This is a genomic window from Pseudoalteromonas sp. TB51, from assembly GCF_000498055.1.
In the GTDB taxonomy this organism is placed as follows: Bacteria; Pseudomonadota; Gammaproteobacteria; order Enterobacterales; family Alteromonadaceae; genus Pseudoalteromonas; species Pseudoalteromonas atlantica.
This window is the reverse complement of the sequence record NZ_AUTO01000065.1, coordinates 1-17886: the sequence shown is the minus strand read 5'-3', so window position 1 is coordinate 17886 and position 17886 is coordinate 1. Positions and strand designations below refer to the sequence as shown.

The window sequence follows — 17886 nt, the reverse complement described above, 5'->3', positions numbered from 1 at the left end:
CCGCGTGAACTGACCGCCGACAGAGACACTTTTCGTATTGGTGATGCCGACTCACAACAATTTGGCTTAACCGTTAATACAGGGTATGAGTTAGGTGATGGTGAGCTGTATGGCTTTATTACTTATTCAACGCGCGATAACGAATCAGCAGCGTTTTTCCGTCATAATGCGAATGCGGGCGGTAACCCTGTTTTGCAAGATAACGATGCAACTATCCCGTTAGGCTTTTTACCTAAAATTAATACCACAATTGATGATATTTCTTACAACTTTGGTTACAAAACCGATTTTGATAACGATGCAAGTTTAGATGTATCGTACACCTACGGTGAAAACAGCATTGATTACACAACAAGTGACACAATTAATGCCTCGTACGCTAACTTTTTACGTTACGAGCAAGGTTTAAGTGCCGCTGATATTCGCAGTACTATTCCACGTGAAGCCTATGCCTATGGCATGGAGTTATCACTGCAAACCATTAATATAGATTTTACGCAAAACTTTGATGACTACTCACTGGCTATGGGTGCAGAAATTCGTACCGATGAATACCGTATTTTAGAGGGCAGCGAATATGCTTATCGTGATTACGACACCCTTGATGGGGTAAGTATTTATAGTGGTTTAAGTGGCGGTGTAGGCTCTGAAGATGCCTCTGGCGGCACGCAAGGTTTTGGTGGTTCTTCGCCGGCATCATCGGTTGATGAGTCACGCGATGTAATTTCGTTTTACCTTGATGCAGAAACCTACCTAATTGAAGATGTCATTTTATCAGGCGCACTGCGTTATGATAATTACAAAGGCTTTGGCGACACGGTAAACTTTAAGCTTGCGGGTAACTGGGCAATTACTGATGATGTGTCACTGCGTGGTGCATTAAGCTCAGGCTTTAGAGCGCCATCAATGCAGCAATTGTATTTTAACAATATCAGCACACAATTTGTTGTGGCTGAAGACGGCTCATTAGTTGCTGAAGAAGTAGGTACATTCAGAAACGATTCAACCCTTGCACAAAGTTTAGGTATTCCAAAACTTAAAGAAGAAAAATCGCAAAACCGCAGCTTAGGTATTGTCTACAACGTGACGGATAACATTAATGTTACTGTGGATTACTACTCAATTGATATTGACGACCGCATAGTAATTAGTAACCGTTTAGGTAAAGGGCTTTCTTCAAGCCTAGATGCTGCATTAATCAGCTCAGGCGCAGGTGCAGGGCAGTTTTTCTTAAATGGTGCAGATACCGAAACTTCGGGAATTGATTTTGTAGCTACTTGGAATACCGAGGGATTAGGCGGCACGCTTGATTTTACTTTAGCAGCTAACTTTACTGAAACTGAGGTGGTATCGTTATTTACGCCATCGGGCTCAGGGCTTGAAACCGTACCGGTTGAAGATGTTTTCTCTGATCAAGAAATTTCAATTATTGAAGAGTGGCAACCAGAAGATCGCATCAACTTAAGTGCGCTTTACCAGCGTGGTGATTGGACTGTAAACCTTTCACTTAACCGCTTTGGTGAATACACAGTAGAAGATGGCGGGCGCCAAACCTACGGAGCAGAAATTTTAACTGACGTTAAAGTTAACTACTTCGTGACTGAAGATTTATCTGTAAATATTGGTGCAAATAACTTATTTGACGTGTATCCAGATAAAAACACCATTGGTAACTCACGCTCGGGCACAATTGTAGATTCAAATGGCAATACGATTGTAAGCAGCGATGGGGTATTTGAATACTCTCGCCGTTCAGCGCCATTTGGCTTTAATGGTGCTTATTACTATGTAGGCGCAGAATACCGTTTTTAATAAATAACACTCCCTTATGTTATTTAAGTTCAAAGGGCCGTAAGGCCCTTTTTTTGTATTTAGCCTTTTCCGTATTTATCTGTAAACCGCGATTTATTTTATTGTGCAACGCCTTACCTCAGCGTTAAAGTATACCAATTCGCTTAATTAAACATTATTTCGGATTGGTATACCCCCTGTATGGCTTTGATAATACTAAATGAGGCATTTTGGACTTGGTTATACATAGCAGGGTTTAAACTGGACGTTGTAATAATAAAAAACCCAGCGGCTAGGCTGGGTTTTAAATATATGCAATTGAAAATTAATGCTTTTGCATACGACTCATTTCGGTGTGGCAGCTTTGCATCGTTAGCAAGGTTTTCGCTAAGGCTGCTTCACAGTCGGCTGGCTGTGGTTTATCCATCGCTGCTTTAATTTCTTCAAGTGTTTTATCTTCTACCTCTTCAAGCTCTTTAACGTATGTTTTATCGTTATGAGAACTAAACGAAGTGAGTAGGGCTGTGTAAGCTCTGCGTGCTTCTACAGCAAAAGAAGAGCCGTCTTCACGCTCACCTTTTTCGTTAACTGCATAAGGTTGTAAGCGCTCAACACTTACTTTTCGTGCGTCAATCATGCGTTGAAATAATGCGCCAATGGCTGGGTCTTCAACTTTCTCTTGCGCTTTTTGATAAAAATCAATGCCACTGTTCATTACTTGGATGATGTCAGTAATATGAGTTGCTTCTGTTCCTTGATGGGTATTCATAATGACCTCTCTTTACATGAATTTAAGTTTCATAGTAAATAGAGCAAAGGCCATTCCAGTTTTATTTTAATTTTTAACATGCTGAAATAGTTAGCTATTTTATTTATATTCAAACTGCAAGGCTATTTAAAATAAAATAACCTCGCAAATTTTACATGGCTTTTGTAATAAGGTTATTTAAGCTCATCCGCCACTTCGGCTACTTTTTGGCGTAACCATATATGACTTGCATCGCGATGCAGTAAAGGGCTCCAAATCATATCTAGTTCAAAAGGCGGTATAGGAAATGGAGGCTCTAAAATTTTAAGGCCTGCATCATCTAAGTAAATATTGGCAGCCTTTGAAGGTAAGGTCGCCACTAAATTTTGCTCTTTTGCTAAATGAATGGCTACGTGGTAATTACGGGTAAACGTAGCAATATTTCGGTGTTTACCAAAATGGGCAAGTGCTTCATCTACCCAACCTAGCTTTTGTACGTCTTTAGGGTCCATTCCTACGCCAACCCCAAAGCCGGTTTTACTTACCCATATGTGGCGGGCTTTTAAATAGCTGTCTAGGCTAAAGTTTTCGATAATTGGGTTGTCGGCTTTTACTAAGCAGCAAAAGCTGTCTTTCCATATACGTTTATGATGAAAAGATTGCGGAAGGTTTTCAAAGCGGTTAATTGCCATATCCACTTTACCATTTTCAACATCATGAAACGTTACATCACTAGGCGTAAGTATATCTAAGGTTGTATCGGGCGCTTCTTCATGAAGTTTACTTAAAAGCTTTGGCGCTAATGTACTGGCTGCATAGTCACTGGCCATTATTCTAAATACACGTTTACTTTGGCTGGCTTCAAATTCGCGATTAGGTGCGAGAGTTTCTTCTAGGGTCATTAATATACCGCGAATAACCGGTTGCAGCTCTATAGCACGCTCTGTGGGGACCATACCTTCACTGGTACGTACCAAAATTGGATCGTTAAACAAGTTTCTTAAACGCTTAAGGCCGTTACTCATAGCTGGTTGAGTAATACTTAACTGGTTAGCGGCGCGGGTTACGTTACACTCACGTAATAGGGTGTCGAGGTAAACCAGCAAATTTAAATCTATTTTACTTATGTTCATTGTGTGTCCTTTAACGCTTGCCAGTGATGAATAAAGCGTTGTGCTGTCGGGTATGGGTATATGTGACTAACATGACCCTTTTTTATATTTTGCTGAGCTTGCTTCCAAAAACTAACATCAACAAGCTCGGGGTGTGTACTGAGCAAAAACTGTTTGTACTTTGGGTTTGGCATAACAAAGGTACAAAGTTGCTCAGGAAAAACATCTTGCGGCGCAACTGAGTAACTTTGTTCATCTGTTAAGTAATCATCATAGCTTTTGGCCTTAGGTAACGCCCTAAAGTTCATATCTGTTAGGTATTGAACCTCATCGTAGTCGTAAAAAATAATGCGCTTGTGTTTGCTTACCCCAAAGTTTTTAAGCAGCATATCGCCTGGGAAAATATTTACCGCAATCATTTCTTTAAGTGCTTGGCCGTACTCTTCTATTGCATCGGCAGCACTTTCTTCGCTGGCGTTTTCTAAAAATAAATTAAGCGGTGTCATGCGCCTTTCAATATATAAATGCTTGATAATAAGCCACGGGCCTTCAACTACCATAGATGAGCCAATGGTTTTATGTAGCTGTGCCAGTAAATTACTATCAAAGCGTGCCAAAGGAAATACGACGTTAGAGTATTCTATGGTATCAGCCATGCGGCCAACCCGATCATGGCTTTTTACCAGTTGATAGCGTTTAAGCACGGTCTCGCGGCCAAACGGTTTGCTTTCGCCAAACTTATCTTTAATGACTTTAAATACATAGCCAAAAGAGGGCAGCGTAAATACCATCATCACCATGCCTGGTGTGCCTGGCGCTATAATAAAGTTATCGTCTGAGTGAGACAAGTGATGTAAAAATTCACGGTAAAACTCTGTCTTACCTTGTTTATGAAACCCAATGGCATTATAAAGCTCAGCGAGTGTTTTATTAGGCATAAGTTGATTTAAAAACCGCACCATGGCTGAGGGCGCATGGGTTTCAACCATAAAATAAGCCCGTGCAAAGCCAAAAATCACCCGCATTTGCGATGATTTGGTTAATAGCGCATCGAGGTATAAGCCTTTATCTTCATGGTGCAGTACCGCAATAATAAAAGGCTGCACACCGCTTTGAGAGACCACTCGGCCGACTATGTAAGCAGCTTTATTACGATAAAAAGGGGTGTGCAAAATATCAAAGCGCATTTGCCAAGGCTGGTGGTGAGTGTCGGGCGCTTGTTTGTAAAATGCCTTTACGAGCAAACGTATATCCCGCTCTAAATTTACAAACGGGGCTTTAAAATCAAAATGCTCAATAATGCGTTTTATTGTGGGCTTTAAACCATCAACCACTGGAAAGTAGCTGCGGTACTCTGCCTCAACAGGAATGGCAGGGGCATCTTTTAATGTGGCTTGTACAAATATAAAGTCGTTATGAAAATAGCGTCTGTGGTACAAACGGCAAAATACTGAGTTATAAAATGTTTCGGCAAGTTCAGCTTGAGGATGAAAGCATAAAAAGCGTTGGTACAGTATTTTTACTTCAAGCCAAAGCTGCTCATCTAATTGCTCAGTTAACTGTGCTCGTTTTAATGCTCTAGTGGTTTCGTTTACTCTGTCATCGTAGTAACTAATACGCAGTTTACTAATTTCATTAATTTGCTGCCAATCGCGCTTTGCAAAAGCAAGCGGGGCTTGGGCGGTGGTTTTTTGAAACAGCTGATAATGCTTTTTAAAACCCGTTAAAATTAATTCAGCTATGTGGCGTGGCTGCATAAACACTCCTTAAAAAAAGTGTATATAACGATTTTAGTACAGCATTTATAAATGTTAGTGGTGCTGTAGTGTTATACACGTTAGAGCTTTAACTCTATAGTTGTTAAGGTTATGTTATTTTAAGTTTAAAACCAAGATAAATATTCTCAGTTTTTATACTTTTAGCTTAAAGCATAATTGAGTGTGATGGCAAAAGCTAAGTTATTGGTAGGAAGCTATTTTTTTCTCTAACTTTTTAATGCGCTTTTCAATTTCGGTGGTTTGCTTTTTATGATCTTTATTTATTATTTTTAATTGCTTGGTAATATCTTTGCTAATTAACTTTTTGTCCTCGTCATCTAAAATACGGTTGAGGCGCTGTTGCTGGTTGTATTCTGCGCGGTCTTTTTTACGTTTTATAATCGCTAATTTATTAGTATTACTTCTCAGCTCAGCTTGCAGGTCAAGCACAATCCGTTCGCGCTCTAATGCGTTTAGCTCTTTTGTGTAATCTTGTGCCGGTGCAGTATTAATTCCCGATACTGTATTAATTGTGTAGGCGGTAGCGTTATCGTTACAAGGGAATTGCGAAAAGATAGTGCCGTTTTTTGTCACGCATTTATAGTAAGTTGTGGCATTTTGCGCATGCAGAGAAAGTGGGCATACCATTACTGCGCATAAAAAAAGTGTGTGTTTTTGCATTAAGTTCATCCCTGAGCGTTTACTATGATTTAGTAAATATAACCTAGCTTGGTGTTATAGCAAGCTAGGTTAAGGGATAGGGCTATTGTGTGTAGGTTTTTAGCTTTTTAATACTTTGTACTAAAAACGGGATATCGAGGCTTTGCTCAATAGAAAAACCTTCAGCGGCAGATATATTTTTATAGTTACCGTCTGAATCTATTAGCGTAATTCTATCTTTTTTGTAAGCAATAACTACGCCTTGCGAGTAATTAACGCCAGTGTCCGTTTTTTTCTTATACAGGTTTTCACCTAGCATGGTTTGTTTAACCACAGACTTACAGTTTAAGTATTGGCCTACACTGGTTGCAATAATATCACTGGGTTGAATAAGCCCATCTACCTTGGCTATTCTCTTATCTGAGCTATATAAAACCGATGATGTAACTACTTCCGAGCTATTATTAGCTAAGCTAAACGCAAAAATATGGGTGTCGTCACTGCGAGGAGACGGATTATCTTCACCTTTAATGATTTTAATTGCGCTGTTTGAATGCGCTTGATCGTTTATAAAGTTTAGCTTTTCAATTCCAGCAAGCTCTATGCTTCTGCGCTGACTTTGCCACGCGGGTAAGGTTTGCTCTGATAAAATAGCCATTTTATAAAAAGAAGGTAAGCCATACACTAAACTAAACAAGCTATCGCCATGGTGTGTTGGCTGTAAAAACTGATCAGTTTTATGTAGGTTTTTATGCTTGGCAACAAAGCGTTTTAACTGCTCGTTGGTATCAAATACAAAAATATCGACTTGCTGTGCAGTGTAATCTTCACATTTTTGCATTGGCGCAGGTATTTGGTAATTAATATTTTGGTTATTAATTCTTACATTGTGAGCTTGTTTATAGCTTTCAATGTCGAGCAAATCATTTTTTGCTAATAAGCTTTTAGCGGTCGTAGGGTACGACAGCGGTAAAACGTTATCTTGCTTCGTTATATCAAACTTTAAATTTGCATCTGCCCAAATGTGAATACTGTGGCTAAGTGCAAAACACAACACTAAAAACGAGCTGGCAAAACGGGCAAACTTAAGTTGTTTTAAACGCGCTAAGCGCTGCCATGTATAGTTACTTACAACTAACTGGAAGCCTAAAATGAGTAAAACAATCCCCCCGGCTAGCAATGTAGTAAGGGCAGGCGAGCTAGTTAGACGGTGCCACAGTAAGGAAATGATTTCCGGTAGCGCAGAGGAACTTAAATGATAGCCCAGATTAACGTATACATACGCATCAAGCGTTAAAATAGACGCCCCAAGCGTAGCAATAACGGCAGNCAGCCATACCTCGAATATGTCGAGGGTAGGGAAACACTAAGCTTAAAGGAAATACCGTCAGCACAAATGCTAAAAAAGCGATAAAGCTCGTATGGCTTAACCACGTCACTAACATATAGGTAATACCCATAAAGCTAGTTGGCGGTGAATCTGCAAATAAAAAGCTTAGGCTAATAAAAAGCGCTAAACCAATATTTGCAAAAGTGAACCAGTGGCCCCAACTTAATAACTGACTCGCTTTTGACGAAAACTGATTGTGCTGCGATAAATTCATATAATTTATTTAACCGACTGAGCAAGTGCTTTTGCAAAGTTCTCAGTTACGGCTTGTCTTTTCCCTGCAGGTACATGCTCTTTTAGGATATGCGTGATAGAATTTCCTAAACACATAAGGCTTAAATCAACCGGCGCATTGTGTTGCGTTAGCACATCAATGAGCTGATCGACGATTTGTTCTACTTCTTCATTAGAGTATTTTGATAAGATTGGCATCAGTTGGTTCAATAAAAGAGTTATATTCTCGTATTTTAACACCAGAGGCGTGAAAAACAAAGATGACAACAGACGTTAAAAAATTAGTCGTTCATTATGTAGACAAAAAAGACGACGATACGCAAATTCACCTACGAAACGATGAAATGGTGATAAACGATAAAGTCGCTGTTTTTATCGAACAACTTCATCATGCATACAACTCAAAGCCAGGTAAAGGTTACTGTGCATTTAGTGGCGATAAAAACAGTGTTGTAGCCTCGGCAATGCAAAGCTATCGTAATGACGAGTTAGGCTTTTGGCACATGACCGAGCAGGCATCCACTGTTTTAAAAGAAGAGTTAGATAAATATGCCTTTAGCGAAACAGGCTACTTAGTATTTTGTCATTATCAGTATGTGGCTACTGATTACATGCTAATAGCTATGATCAATATTAAAGAGCACTACAGCATGACCTCTGAACTTGATTTAGCAGCGTCGCGCCACTTAGATATATCGCGCATGCAACTAGCTGCACGTATCGATTTAACCGCGTGGGATACTCAAGCTGACGACAATCGCTATATCTCTTTTATTAAAGGGCGAGCAGGGCGAAAAGTAGCAGACTTTTTCTTAGACTTTTTAGGTTGTGAAGAGGGCATAGACCCTAAACAGCAAAGCCAAGTGATGCTTAATGCCGTTGAAGACTATTTATCGGAGCAATCATTCGATAAATCAGAAAAAGACAAATTACGTAAGCAAGTATTTGATTACTGTAACGATTGTGTGACCACGGGTGAAGATGCAAGCGTTACTGAGCTTTCGGCTACGCTAACGAAAGGTGACGATAGTCCGTTTGATAACTTTTGCAAAGAGCAAAGCTACGATTTAGAAGACTCTTTCCCGGTCGATAAAAAAACGGTGACCAGTATGGTTAAGTTTTCGGGTTTAGGGGGCGGTGTTAGTGTTAGTTTTGAGCGTAAACATTTAGGTGAGCGCGTAACTTACAATGAAGCGACCGATACACTGGTTATTAAAGGCATTCCACCAAACTTAAAAGATCAGTTACAGCGCTTTATGGAAAATGAAAGCGAATAAACTCATTTGATCTAGTTAAAAGCCGATTTAAGAGCGCGATATTTTTATCGCGCTTTTTTTATTTTTGCTAGGTAGTAAAACCACTTAAAGATCTATTGCACAAAGAGAAGTGAAAGAGGAGTAAATGAGAAAATACAAGCTATTGTTTATTAGCTCTTTCAAATTAGCTTGTTTAGCTTTATTACTCACTCTAAAAGCGCAGCGTCTCTTATCCTCTTTGTGAATATGTGTTTATTAAGGGGTTTGCCCATCACGCCAACAAGCTGAGTGTACAATTTAAAATTCACTGTATGAAATTTCGCCCGTAGGCGTGAAGCTTGCTCACGCGAGAATCAGCGTTTGGTTTTTTTAATTTTTTACTAATAAAAACACATGAAGATCTATTGCACAAAGAGAAGCGAAAGAGGAGCAAATGAGAAAATATCTTTCAGGACAAGACAGGTATTAAAACAAAAAAGCCGCGCTATTTTTACATAGCGCGGCTTTTTTTAATGAGGCTAAGGGTTACTCAGCACTCATTGTTTTAGTCATGTCTGAATTAGCACGACCTGCAGGTTTAATTGACCCTGCGCGTAAGCCACTATCAGGGACTAACTCACGTTTATCGTGTGCCATGGCAACTGATGTATGCTTTATGTCGCTATCAGCAACTGGTGTCGGTTGAGCCATAGGTGCGCTTGCAGCCCCTTTGCTAATAACCGTTTTTGCATTGGCATCTTTTTGCTCAGCTACTTCAGTCTCTGCTTTAACAGGCTCAGGTTTCGCTGGTTGCTCAGCTACTTCAGGCTCTGCTTTAACAGGCTCAGGTTTCGCTGGTTGCTCAACTACTTCAGGCTCTGCTTTAACAGGTTCTGGTGTTGCTGGTTGCTCAGCTACTTCAGGCTCAGCTTTAACAGGCTCTGGTATTGCTGGTTGTTCTGCTACTTCAGGCTCTGCTTTTACAGGCTCAGGTTTCGCTGGTTGCTCAACTACTTCAGGCTCTGGCTTAACAGGCTCTGGTGTTGCTGGTTGCTCAGCTACTTCAGGCTCTGATTTCACAGGCTCAGATGTTGTTATTGGTTGCTCAGTAACAACAACTGGCTCTTCAGCTGTTTCAGGGTCAACAGTTTGTACTGCATCGTCATTGGCTGTTGGTTGCTCTGCTTTAGGAGCAGCTTCAACTTTAGCTAAATCTTCTACAGCTAACGCTTGCTCAACATTTTCTGATGCATCGTTTGAGGTTGGCTGTTCAGCTTTTGCTTTTAGCTCTGCCTCATACTCAGCGGCAGCTTGATCTGCTACTGGCACAAATGCCGGTGCTTCATCTGCTTTTTCTTCTGTAGCTTCACCTTGTTCAGGACGACGGCGACGCTGGCCCGAAGCGCGAAGGTGACGAGGAGAACGGCGTGAACGCGTACGTGTTTGCCCTTGCTCATCTTCAGAGTTTGCTTCGTCAGTTGACGCTGCAGCTATTGGCTTTTCTTCTTGCTCAGGTTGTGCCTTAGGCGCTTGCTCTTTCACAGGTGCAGGTTTTGTTTGCTCTGACTTTTGCTCATTTGCAGTTTGCTTTGCTGCTGGCGCTTGCTCTTTAGGCTGCTCTACTTTAGCTGTTTCAGTGCTTTGCTGCGCTTGCTCAGTCGTATCAGATGCTTTTACTTGCTCAGTATTTTCATCTTGGATACGTACTTTTTTGCGAACATTACGACGTTGACGGCGAACTTTTGGCTTCTGCTCTTTAGGCTCAGTGCTTTGCTTAGCCTCAGTTTCATTCGCTTTTACGTCTGTTTTAACTTGCTCTTTGTCTGCATTACGATTGTCGTTATTACGGTTATCGTTACGCTTACGCGAGTTAGGATTACGACGGCGCTTATTGCGGTTCTCGTTTTTCTCTTGGCTTTCGTTCGCGGTAGATTCAGTTTTCACTTCTTCTTCAGCAGGGCGTTCACCACGAGGTTTAGAGCGAGAGTTATTACGACGACGCTGGTTGTTATTGCGGCGACGGTTGTCACTGTTACCACGGCGATTGTTATTACGTGTTTGCTGTTGCTTTTCTTGCTCAGCTTTTTCTTTTGCTTGCTTTTCTTCTTCGCTTTCACCAGCAAATAACGACTTAAACCAATTACCAATAGCAGCCAATAGGCCACCTTCAACCTTAGGTACAGCAACAGGCGCTGCTGGTTTGTCTACTTTAGCTTGTGGCGCTGGCGTTGAAGGCATAACAACACCTTTAAGCATCGGCTCTTCACGAACAGGCGCAGCTGCTGGTTTAGCCATTTCGAATGACTCTGGCTCAGGTGCAACTACTTGCTCGTAACTTACTGTTTCTAGTGTTTCGTCTTTACGTAAACGCATCACTTCGTAGTGTGGTGTTTCCATGTGTTGATTAGGAATAATAACCACATCACATTTATGATGTTTTTCAATACGATGAACGCTTCTGCGCTGCTCGTTTAATAAATAAGCGGCAACCGCTACAGGCACTTGTGCATTTACTTGTGCTGTGTTGTCTTTAATTGCTTCTTCTTCAATTAAACGCAAAATAGACAAGGCGATAGACTCGTTAGAACGAATAGTACCTTGGCCACTACAACGCGGACATGGGCCTTGGCTTGCTTCACCTAGTGAAGGACGCAAACGCTGGCGCGACATTTCAAGTAAACCAAAGCGCGAAATTTTACCAATTTGTACACGCGCACGATCTGGACGAGCGGCATCTTTTAAGCGGTTTTCTACTTCACGCTGATGGCGTGGCGGTGTCATATCGATAAAGTCGATAACAATTAAGCCACCTAAGTCGCGAAGACGTAATTGACGGGCAATTTCATCAGCCGCTTCTAAGTTAGTATTCAGTGCTGTTTCTTCGATATCTCCGCCTTTTGTTGCTTTAGACGAGTTGATATCAATAGAGGTAAGCGCTTCTGTTGGGTCAATTACAATTGAACCACCTGAAGGCAAACGTACTTCACGTTGGAACGCAGACTCAATTTGGCTTTCAATTTGGTAATGCGTAAACAATGGCGTGTCGCCTTGATAAAGCTTTACGCGGCTCATAAAGTCAGGGCGAAAACGCTCAATGTGCGCTTTAGCTTCTTCAAATACACGTGGTTTATCAATTAATATTTCACCAATATCACGACGTAAATAATCGCGAATAGCGCGGAAAATCACATTGCTTTCTTGGTGAATCAAAAACGGTGCTTTAGCACTGTCGGCTGCTTGTTGAATTGCATCCCAATGGACTAAAAGTGCTTTTAAATCGTAGTTTAATTCTTCAAACGATTTGCCAACACCTGCTGTGCGTACAATTAAGCCCATACCTTTAGGAAGTTCTAAACGGCTAAGTGCTTCTTTAAGGTCTGTACGCTCATCGCCTTCAATACGACGAGAAATACCGCCTGCACGAGGGTTGTTTGGCATTAGCACTAAGTAGCTACCCGCTACGCTGATAAAAGTAGTAAGTGCTGCGCCTTTTTGGCCTCGCTCTTCTTTATCAACTTGTACAATTACTTCTTGGCCTTCTTTAATCACGTCGCGAATATTTGGGCGTCCATGAAAAGTGTAACCTTGTGGGAAGTAAGTACGGGCAATTTCTTTTAAAGGAAGGAAACCATGACGATCGGCGCCGTAATCTACGAAAGCCGCTTCTAAAGAGGGTTCAATGCGTGTGATTTTGCCTTTATAAATATTGGCTTTTTTCTGTTCGTGACCTGGGCTTTCTATATCTAAATCATATAGGCGCTGGCCGTCAACCAGTGCTACGCGCATTTCTTCTTGCTGCGTTGCATTGATTAGCATACGTTTCATATTGTTACTCTACTTATTTTTTGTCGCTGACATGACGAAACGTGTTCGCCTGTTCAGTTGTTCCTTTTTTTAGAATGTGCAGCCTCACGACTGGGTCTGTAACGGAACGCTCTGTAATGTGTATGCAGTATTTTTTAAATGCTGGCTAACAATAACGTACGCTTACGTTATTAAATTCTTTATGGTGCTAAAACTGTCGGCTCTTATGCTCTTTACAAGTTTTACCCAGAAGTTGGCCTGTCATATCAATCTTTTTAGTACGTTTATGTTAGGCGCGTAGGGCTCGTTAAGTAACTTAAATACGATGAGTATTTTCTAAGTACTTGCGAGCAAAGTTCGCTGCCGAATGTTAATAAACGCTTATTTGCTAGATTTTTAGTTCTAAATAAGCTGCTATACGGTACTACGTGTGAGCAAATGCTGAACAACGTTTTTACGTCGTCACTATCAAACAAATTATTTGTTCATTGCTTTTATTTTTACATTAAATGTAAATTCATGTTCAAACTTAACCAGTAATATATTACGCGCATTACTGTTAGTTGATCGCACGTGTTAACTGAGTAGGCATAAAAGCTTTGGAAAACTTAACTCGGATCTGTATGATCGGCTACCCAGAATGTGCATCACGAATGTTTTAATGTGTTAAAAAGCACCGTTGTTATTTGCAAATACTAAATATTTGCGCTGCTGATTATCCCACTATTATAACCGTGTTAGCAACTAAATTATTTTACTTAAATCAGTGATTAGGCAATGTCAGAAAAAACCGGCTTACAAGTAACTTTTGTCACAATCAACGAAGACCATTTAGGTCAGCGTATTGATAACTTTCTTATTACCCATTTAAAAGGGGTGCCTAAAAGCGCTGTTTATAAAATTTTACGCAAAGGTGAGGTACGCGTTAATAAAAAGCGTATTAAGCCAGTTTACAAATTACAGCTTGATGATGTAGTGCGTATTCCGCCAATTAAAGTAGCAGAGCGCGAAGAGTTTGTGCCTAAAAAGCTCGATAAAGTGAAGCAATTAGAAGACGCAATACTCTTTGAAGATAAATACCTTATTGTAATTAATAAACCCTCGGGCATGGCTGTACATGGCGGCAGTGGTTTAAGCTACGGTTTAATAGAAGCACTACGCGTATTACGCCCAGATGAGCGCAGTTTAGAGTTAGTTCATAGGCTTGATAGAGACACATCGGGGTGTTTATTAATTTCAAAGCGTCGCTCGGTACTTACCGCATTGCATGAGCAGCTTCGTGAAAAAACAATGGAAAAAAATTACTGGGCGTTGGTAACAGGGCAGTGGGATTCGTCGGTTAAAAATGTAACCGAAGGGCTACGTAAAAACACCCTTAAGTCGGGCGAGCGCGTGGTGCGTGTAGACAATAACGAAGGTAAACCTTCACATACTCGCTTTAGAGTACTTGAGCGTTTTAACGAGTGTTCGTTAGTGCAAGCCTCACCTGTGACTGGACGTACTCACCAAATTCGTGTTCATACACAGTGTAAAGGCCACCCTATTGCATGCGATGATAAATACGGCGACCAAGGGTTTGATGTATCAATGCGCAAAATAGGCTTAAACCGCTTATTTTTACACGCCCACGATTTAAGCTTTTATCACCCTAAAAACGAAACTACCATGCGCGTAGAGGCGCCGCTTGATAACGCACTTAAAAGTTGTATTTTAAAATTAAGAGATGCTAAAGCGTAATGACCACCGCTGTATTAAAAAAATATAAACTGGTTATTTTTGATTGGGATGGCACTGTAATGGACTCAATTAGCAAAATTGTTAATTGTACTCGTCACAGTGCGCTGGCGCTTAATATTGAGCCGCCGAGCGACACTGCAATTAAAAATATTATTGGTATGTCACTTGAACTTGCTATTGAGGTGCTATTTCCTGAGGACGTAGCGCACCATCCCGCATTAATTAACGGCTATAAACAGCAATACCGTGTTGATACGACTGCCACTCCTGTATTTGATAATGTAGAAAATGTACTAAGTGCGTTAAAAGCACAAGGGGTTATTTTAGCGATTGCCACCGGTAAAGGGCGTGATGGTTTAATGCGTTTATTAGAGCAAACTCAGTTAGGGCATTACTTTAGTGCCACGCGCACAAGCGATGAAGCGCGCTCTAAACCTTCTCCCGATATGCTTGAACAACTATTAGCTGAATTAGCAATAAATGCCGACGAAGCACTCATGATTGGGGATACAAAAATAGATATGGCCATGGCACAGGCAGCCAACATAGATAGAATTGGCGTTACCATGGGCGTGCACAGTGCAGCGCAGTTAAGTGAGTTTAGCCCCGTTGCAACCGTTGATAATTACCAGCAGCTGCAACGCATACTACTTGGCTAAGGTTGAGCGGCGAGTATGTCGAGATTAAACTCAGCCAATAGCTGGCTGAGTTTAATAAGAGGCAAGCCTATTAAGCTATTAGGATCGTCTCCGTTTAATTTTTCAAATAAGCAAATCCCTAACCCTTCACTTTTAAAGCTCCCAGCACAGTTATAAGGCTGCTCTGCATCGCAGTAGGCTTCTATTTGCTCTTTGGTGAGTGTTCTAAATACTACTTCAAAAGGCTCTATTAACGTTTTTGCTTTATCGCTAGCAATATCGTAAACACACAGGCCTGTTAAAAATGTGACAGTTTGGCCGCTAAACAAAGAAAGCTGCTTTATGGCGTTTTCTTTATTATGAGGTTTACCAAGTATTTGCCCATCAAATACGGCCACTTGGTCGGAGCCTATTGCAAGGCCTTTAACAAAATGATCGCAAGCGGCACGCGCTTTGCGCTCGCTTAGGCGCTTAACAAGTTGCTCAGGGGGTTCGTTTGGTATGGCGGTTTCGTCAATATCAGGCGAAAAAGTACTAAATGGCAGATTAAATTTTTGCAATAAAGACTGCCTAAATGGCGAGCTTGACGCTAATATAAGCGGGTGCTTCATAAATTATTATCCTAATTAAAATTAGTTTGAGTTAGGATAAATCAGATCCGTAATGAAAACACGTGAAAAACCATGTAAAAATGCTTTTTTGCTTTGACTAACCAATTAACTATCTATATGATGCAGCCCCTATGCAAAAGGTAAAAATTCCCATCACTCTTCATCCTGGGAAAGCAGCGCAACACCGTTTAACTTACGATGGTATTGTACCGCTTGAAAAACTTGCTCGTTTACGAGGTGTTGTACAGGAAGAAGTAGGTGAAATAGCGGTAAAAATTCAGTGCAAAACCGATGAGCAAGGTTTAGTTGTGATTAGTGGCAATTTGTCTACACACGTAACTGTAACTTGTCAGCGTTGTAATGATGATTTAGGGTTGGATTTGGATCAAGACTTTATGTATTCGCCTGTTGGTTTGGATGCTGAGTCAGATGATCTTCCTGAAGTCTACGATGAAGTAGCGCTTGATGAAAACGGTGAAATTAACGTGTTTGAGTTAATCGAAGACGAGCTAATTTTAGCAGTGCCATTAGTGCCTACACACAACGAAGCTTCGTGCAATTACTCATCAAAGCCTGCTAGCTTTGGTGTACTAAAGGCGGAAGATGATAAACCAAATCCATTTGATATTTTGAAACAACTTAAGAAAGATTCTTAGGAGAAGACTAATGGCTGTACAAAAAAGCAAAAAGTCTCGTGCAAGACGCGGCATGCGCCGTTCACACGATGCGATCAACGGTCCAACTTTAACAGTTGACCAAACTTCAGGTGAGACTCATCGTCGTCACCATGTAACTGCTGACGGTTACTACAAAGGCGTTCAAGTAATTTCTAACTAAGAGATTGCTTTATGCTGACTAATCTAACCATAGCGTTAGATATGATGGGGGGCGATTATGGCCCCCGTTCATCTATCCCCGCTGCCGTTTGCGCAGTAAATGCTCATGCCAATTTAACACTCATTTTATGTGGCAACGAGCAAGTAATTACTAAACAATTAGAATCCCTCGATTCACTTTCACACCCACGTTTAATTATTCGCCATTGCAGCGAAGTTGTCACTAATGCTTGCGAACCCGCTTTAGCTGTGCGTTCAAAAAAAGACTCCTCTATGCGTGTCGCCCTTGATTTAGTTAAATCGGGTGAAGCACANAAGCCTGTGTAAGCTCGGGTAACACCGGCGCTTTATTTTTTATGGCTCATTACGTATTAAAAATGCTGCCTGGCGTTAAACGCCCCGCATTAATATCGGCCGTTCCTACAGAGCGAAAAAATCCAGTTTATCTGCTTGATTTAGGCGCTAATGTGCATTGTGATTCAGAAATACTTTATCAATTTGGTATTATGGGCTCGGTAGTAGCAGGCCAAGCTCTTGGCTGCGATAACCCTAAAGTGAGTTTACTTAATATTGGCTCTGAAGACATAAAAGGCCATGAAGGCATAAAGCAAGCAGCGCAGCTTATGCAGCAAAGCCCTTATATTAATTACACGGGTTACAGTGAAGGCAGTGATATTTTTTCGGGTAAAGCCGATGTCATTGTGTGTGAAGGGTTTGTCGGAAACGTTGCATTAAAAACCTGCGAAGGCATTGCTAAACTGATCATGAAAAAGTTTACAAGCGCCTTAGAAAAGCACTTAATTTACAAATGCATGGCGTTTATTTTAAGTCCTATCATAAAAAAACTCTATAATCGGGTGAACCCCGACCAGTATAACGGCGCTTCTCTGGTAGGATTGCGCGGTATTGTCGTTAAAAGCCATGGAAATGCATCAGCAAAAGCATTTCAAGCTGCAATCGATGAAGCGGTAAAAGAGGTTGAACGTCAACTTCCAGATAAAATAGCCGCTATTTTCGAAAAAACACATTCTAAAAACTCGGCGGCCGAATAACGTTTAGGTGCCGTAGTTACACTAAATTTTTGTTTAATTAAAAAGAGCAAAGTATGGCACAAAAAATTGCACTTCTATTTCCTGGTCAGGGCTCACAAAGCGTTGGCATGTTAAGCGAGCTACTAGAGAGCTCTGACATTGTAAAAGCAACCTTTAGCGAAGCGTCAAGCGCACTTGGCTACGATTTAGCAGCGCTTGTACTAAATGGCCCAGAAGAAGAACTTAATCAAACTCACCGCACTCAACCTGCTTTATTAACAGCAAGCGTGGCAATTTACCGC

General features: G+C 41.0%; 14 protein-coding genes and 2 pseudogenes. 8 read left to right on the top strand and 8 right to left on the bottom strand.

Annotated elements, in window-relative coordinates; genetic code table 11:
- On the top strand, positions 1 to 1812 hold a 1812-nt coding region (locus L650_RS0102445; RefSeq protein ID WP_029772057.1), incomplete at its 5' end, for a TonB-dependent receptor plug domain-containing protein.
- A gap of 304 nt (positions 1813 to 2116) precedes the next feature.
- Here the strand turns inward: L650_RS0102445 and L650_RS0102440 are convergent.
- From L650_RS0102440 to L650_RS0102415, 6 genes and pseudogenes are all read right to left on the bottom strand, one after another.
- On the bottom strand, positions 2117 to 2560 hold the full coding sequence (locus tag L650_RS0102440; protein WP_004588918.1) for a ferritin-like domain-containing protein: 444 nt from the start codon (positions 2558 to 2560) through the stop codon (positions 2117 to 2119).
- 173 nt (positions 2561 to 2733) lie between these two features.
- Positions 2734 to 3672, bottom strand: coding sequence for a LysR family transcriptional regulator (locus L650_RS0102435; RefSeq protein ID WP_024032602.1), 939 nt, complete (start codon positions 3670 to 3672; stop codon positions 2734 to 2736).
- Entirely contained in the window at positions 3669 to 5408 is a 1740-nt protein-coding gene (aceK, locus tag L650_RS0102430; RefSeq protein WP_029772055.1) for a bifunctional isocitrate dehydrogenase kinase/phosphatase, read from the bottom strand. Before aceK ends, L650_RS0102435 begins: the two co-directional genes overlap by 4 nt.
- Before the next feature lie 201 nt (positions 5409 to 5609).
- Entirely contained in the window at positions 5610 to 6089 is a 480-nt protein-coding gene (locus tag L650_RS0102425; RefSeq protein WP_029772054.1) for a hypothetical protein, read from the bottom strand.
- Between the two features lie 82 nt (positions 6090 to 6171).
- A pseudogene (locus tag L650_RS0102420) lies at positions 6172 to 7672 on the bottom strand (DUF3413 domain-containing protein).
- A 5-nt stretch (positions 7673 to 7677) separates the two neighbouring features.
- A complete protein-coding gene (locus L650_RS0102415) occupies positions 7678 to 7890 on the bottom strand; it encodes a DUF1414 domain-containing protein (protein ID WP_004588923.1) in 213 nt (70 codons plus the stop codon).
- 62 nt (positions 7891 to 7952) lie between these two features.
- On the opposite strand from L650_RS0102415, the gene yejK reads away from it, so the two are divergent.
- Positions 7953 to 8969 (top strand): nucleoid-associated protein YejK, encoded by a 1017-nt coding sequence (gene yejK / locus L650_RS0102410; RefSeq protein ID WP_029772053.1) that lies wholly within the window; start codon positions 7953 to 7955, stop codon positions 8967 to 8969.
- 504 nt (positions 8970 to 9473) lie between these two features.
- Here yejK and rne read toward each other — a convergent pair.
- Entirely contained in the window at positions 9474 to 12752 is a 3279-nt protein-coding gene (gene rne / locus L650_RS0102405; RefSeq protein ID WP_029772051.1) for a ribonuclease E, read from the bottom strand.
- Positions 12753 to 13508: 756 nt separating this feature from the next.
- On the opposite strand from rne, the gene rluC reads away from it, so the two are divergent.
- Positions 13509 to 14468 carry a 23S rRNA pseudouridine(955/2504/2580) synthase RluC gene (rluC, locus tag L650_RS0102400; RefSeq protein WP_004587682.1) on the top strand — a complete coding sequence of 320 codons (960 nt, stop codon included), beginning with the start codon at positions 13509 to 13511 and terminating at the stop codon, positions 14466 to 14468.
- A complete protein-coding gene (locus tag L650_RS0102395) occupies positions 14468 to 15127 on the top strand; it encodes an HAD-IA family hydrolase (protein WP_029772050.1) in 660 nt (219 codons plus the stop codon). The genes rluC and L650_RS0102395 overlap by 1 nt, the downstream gene beginning before the upstream one ends.
- Here the strand turns inward: L650_RS0102395 and L650_RS0102390 are convergent.
- Positions 15124 to 15717 carry a Maf family protein gene (locus tag L650_RS0102390; protein WP_029772049.1) on the bottom strand — a complete coding sequence of 198 codons (594 nt, stop codon included), beginning with the start codon at positions 15715 to 15717 and terminating at the stop codon, positions 15124 to 15126. The genes L650_RS0102395 and L650_RS0102390 overlap by 4 nt on opposite strands.
- A gap of 131 nt (positions 15718 to 15848) precedes the next feature.
- Between L650_RS0102390 and yceD the strand changes: the two genes are divergently transcribed.
- From yceD to L650_RS0102370, 4 genes and pseudogenes are all read left to right on the top strand, one after another.
- Entirely contained in the window at positions 15849 to 16373 is a 525-nt protein-coding gene (yceD, locus tag L650_RS0102385) for a 23S rRNA accumulation protein YceD (RefSeq protein WP_004587685.1), read from the top strand.
- A gap of 10 nt (positions 16374 to 16383) precedes the next feature.
- Entirely contained in the window at positions 16384 to 16554 is a 171-nt protein-coding gene (rpmF, locus tag L650_RS0102380; protein WP_004587686.1) for a 50S ribosomal protein L32, read from the top strand.
- A gap of 11 nt (positions 16555 to 16565) precedes the next feature.
- Positions 16566 to 17605, top strand: a pseudogene (gene plsX / locus L650_RS0102375) (phosphate acyltransferase PlsX).
- Positions 17606 to 17658: 53 nt separating this feature from the next.
- Positions 17659 to 17886 (top strand): ACP S-malonyltransferase (locus L650_RS0102370; RefSeq protein ID WP_029772048.1); only part of this gene is annotated, 228 nt, incomplete at its 3' end.

Excerpts from the sequence above, each read along its gene's own strand:
- L650_RS0102440 (WP_004588918.1), bottom strand. The coding sequence starts at position 2,560 with ATGAATACCCATCAAGGAACAGAAGCAACTCATATTACTGACATCATC.
- L650_RS0102435 (WP_024032602.1), bottom strand. The coding sequence starts at position 3,672 with ATGAACATAAGTAAAATAGATTTAAATTTGCTGGTTTACCTCGACACC.
- aceK (WP_029772055.1), bottom strand. The coding sequence starts at position 5,408 with ATGCAGCCACGCCACATAGCTGAATTAATTTTAACGGGTTTTAAAAAG.
- L650_RS0102425 (WP_029772054.1), bottom strand. The coding sequence starts at position 6,089 with ATGCAAAAACACACACTTTTTTTATGCGCAGTAATGGTATGCCCACTT.
- L650_RS0102415 (WP_004588923.1), bottom strand. The coding sequence starts at position 7,890 with ATGCCAATCTTATCAAAATACTCTAATGAAGAAGTAGAACAAATCGTC.
- yejK (WP_029772053.1), top strand. The coding sequence starts at position 7,953 with ATGACAACAGACGTTAAAAAATTAGTCGTTCATTATGTAGACAAAAAA.
- rne (WP_029772051.1), bottom strand. The coding sequence starts at position 12,752 with ATGAAACGTATGCTAATCAATGCAACGCAGCAAGAAGAAATGCGCGTA.
- rluC (WP_004587682.1), top strand. The coding sequence starts at position 13,509 with ATGTCAGAAAAAACCGGCTTACAAGTAACTTTTGTCACAATCAACGAA.
- L650_RS0102395 (WP_029772050.1), top strand. The coding sequence starts at position 14,468 with ATGACCACCGCTGTATTAAAAAAATATAAACTGGTTATTTTTGATTGG.
- L650_RS0102390 (WP_029772049.1), bottom strand. The coding sequence starts at position 15,717 with ATGAAGCACCCGCTTATATTAGCGTCAAGCTCGCCATTTAGGCAGTCT.
- yceD (WP_004587685.1), top strand. The coding sequence starts at position 15,849 with ATGCAAAAGGTAAAAATTCCCATCACTCTTCATCCTGGGAAAGCAGCG.
- rpmF (WP_004587686.1), top strand. The coding sequence starts at position 16,384 with ATGGCTGTACAAAAAAGCAAAAAGTCTCGTGCAAGACGCGGCATGCGC.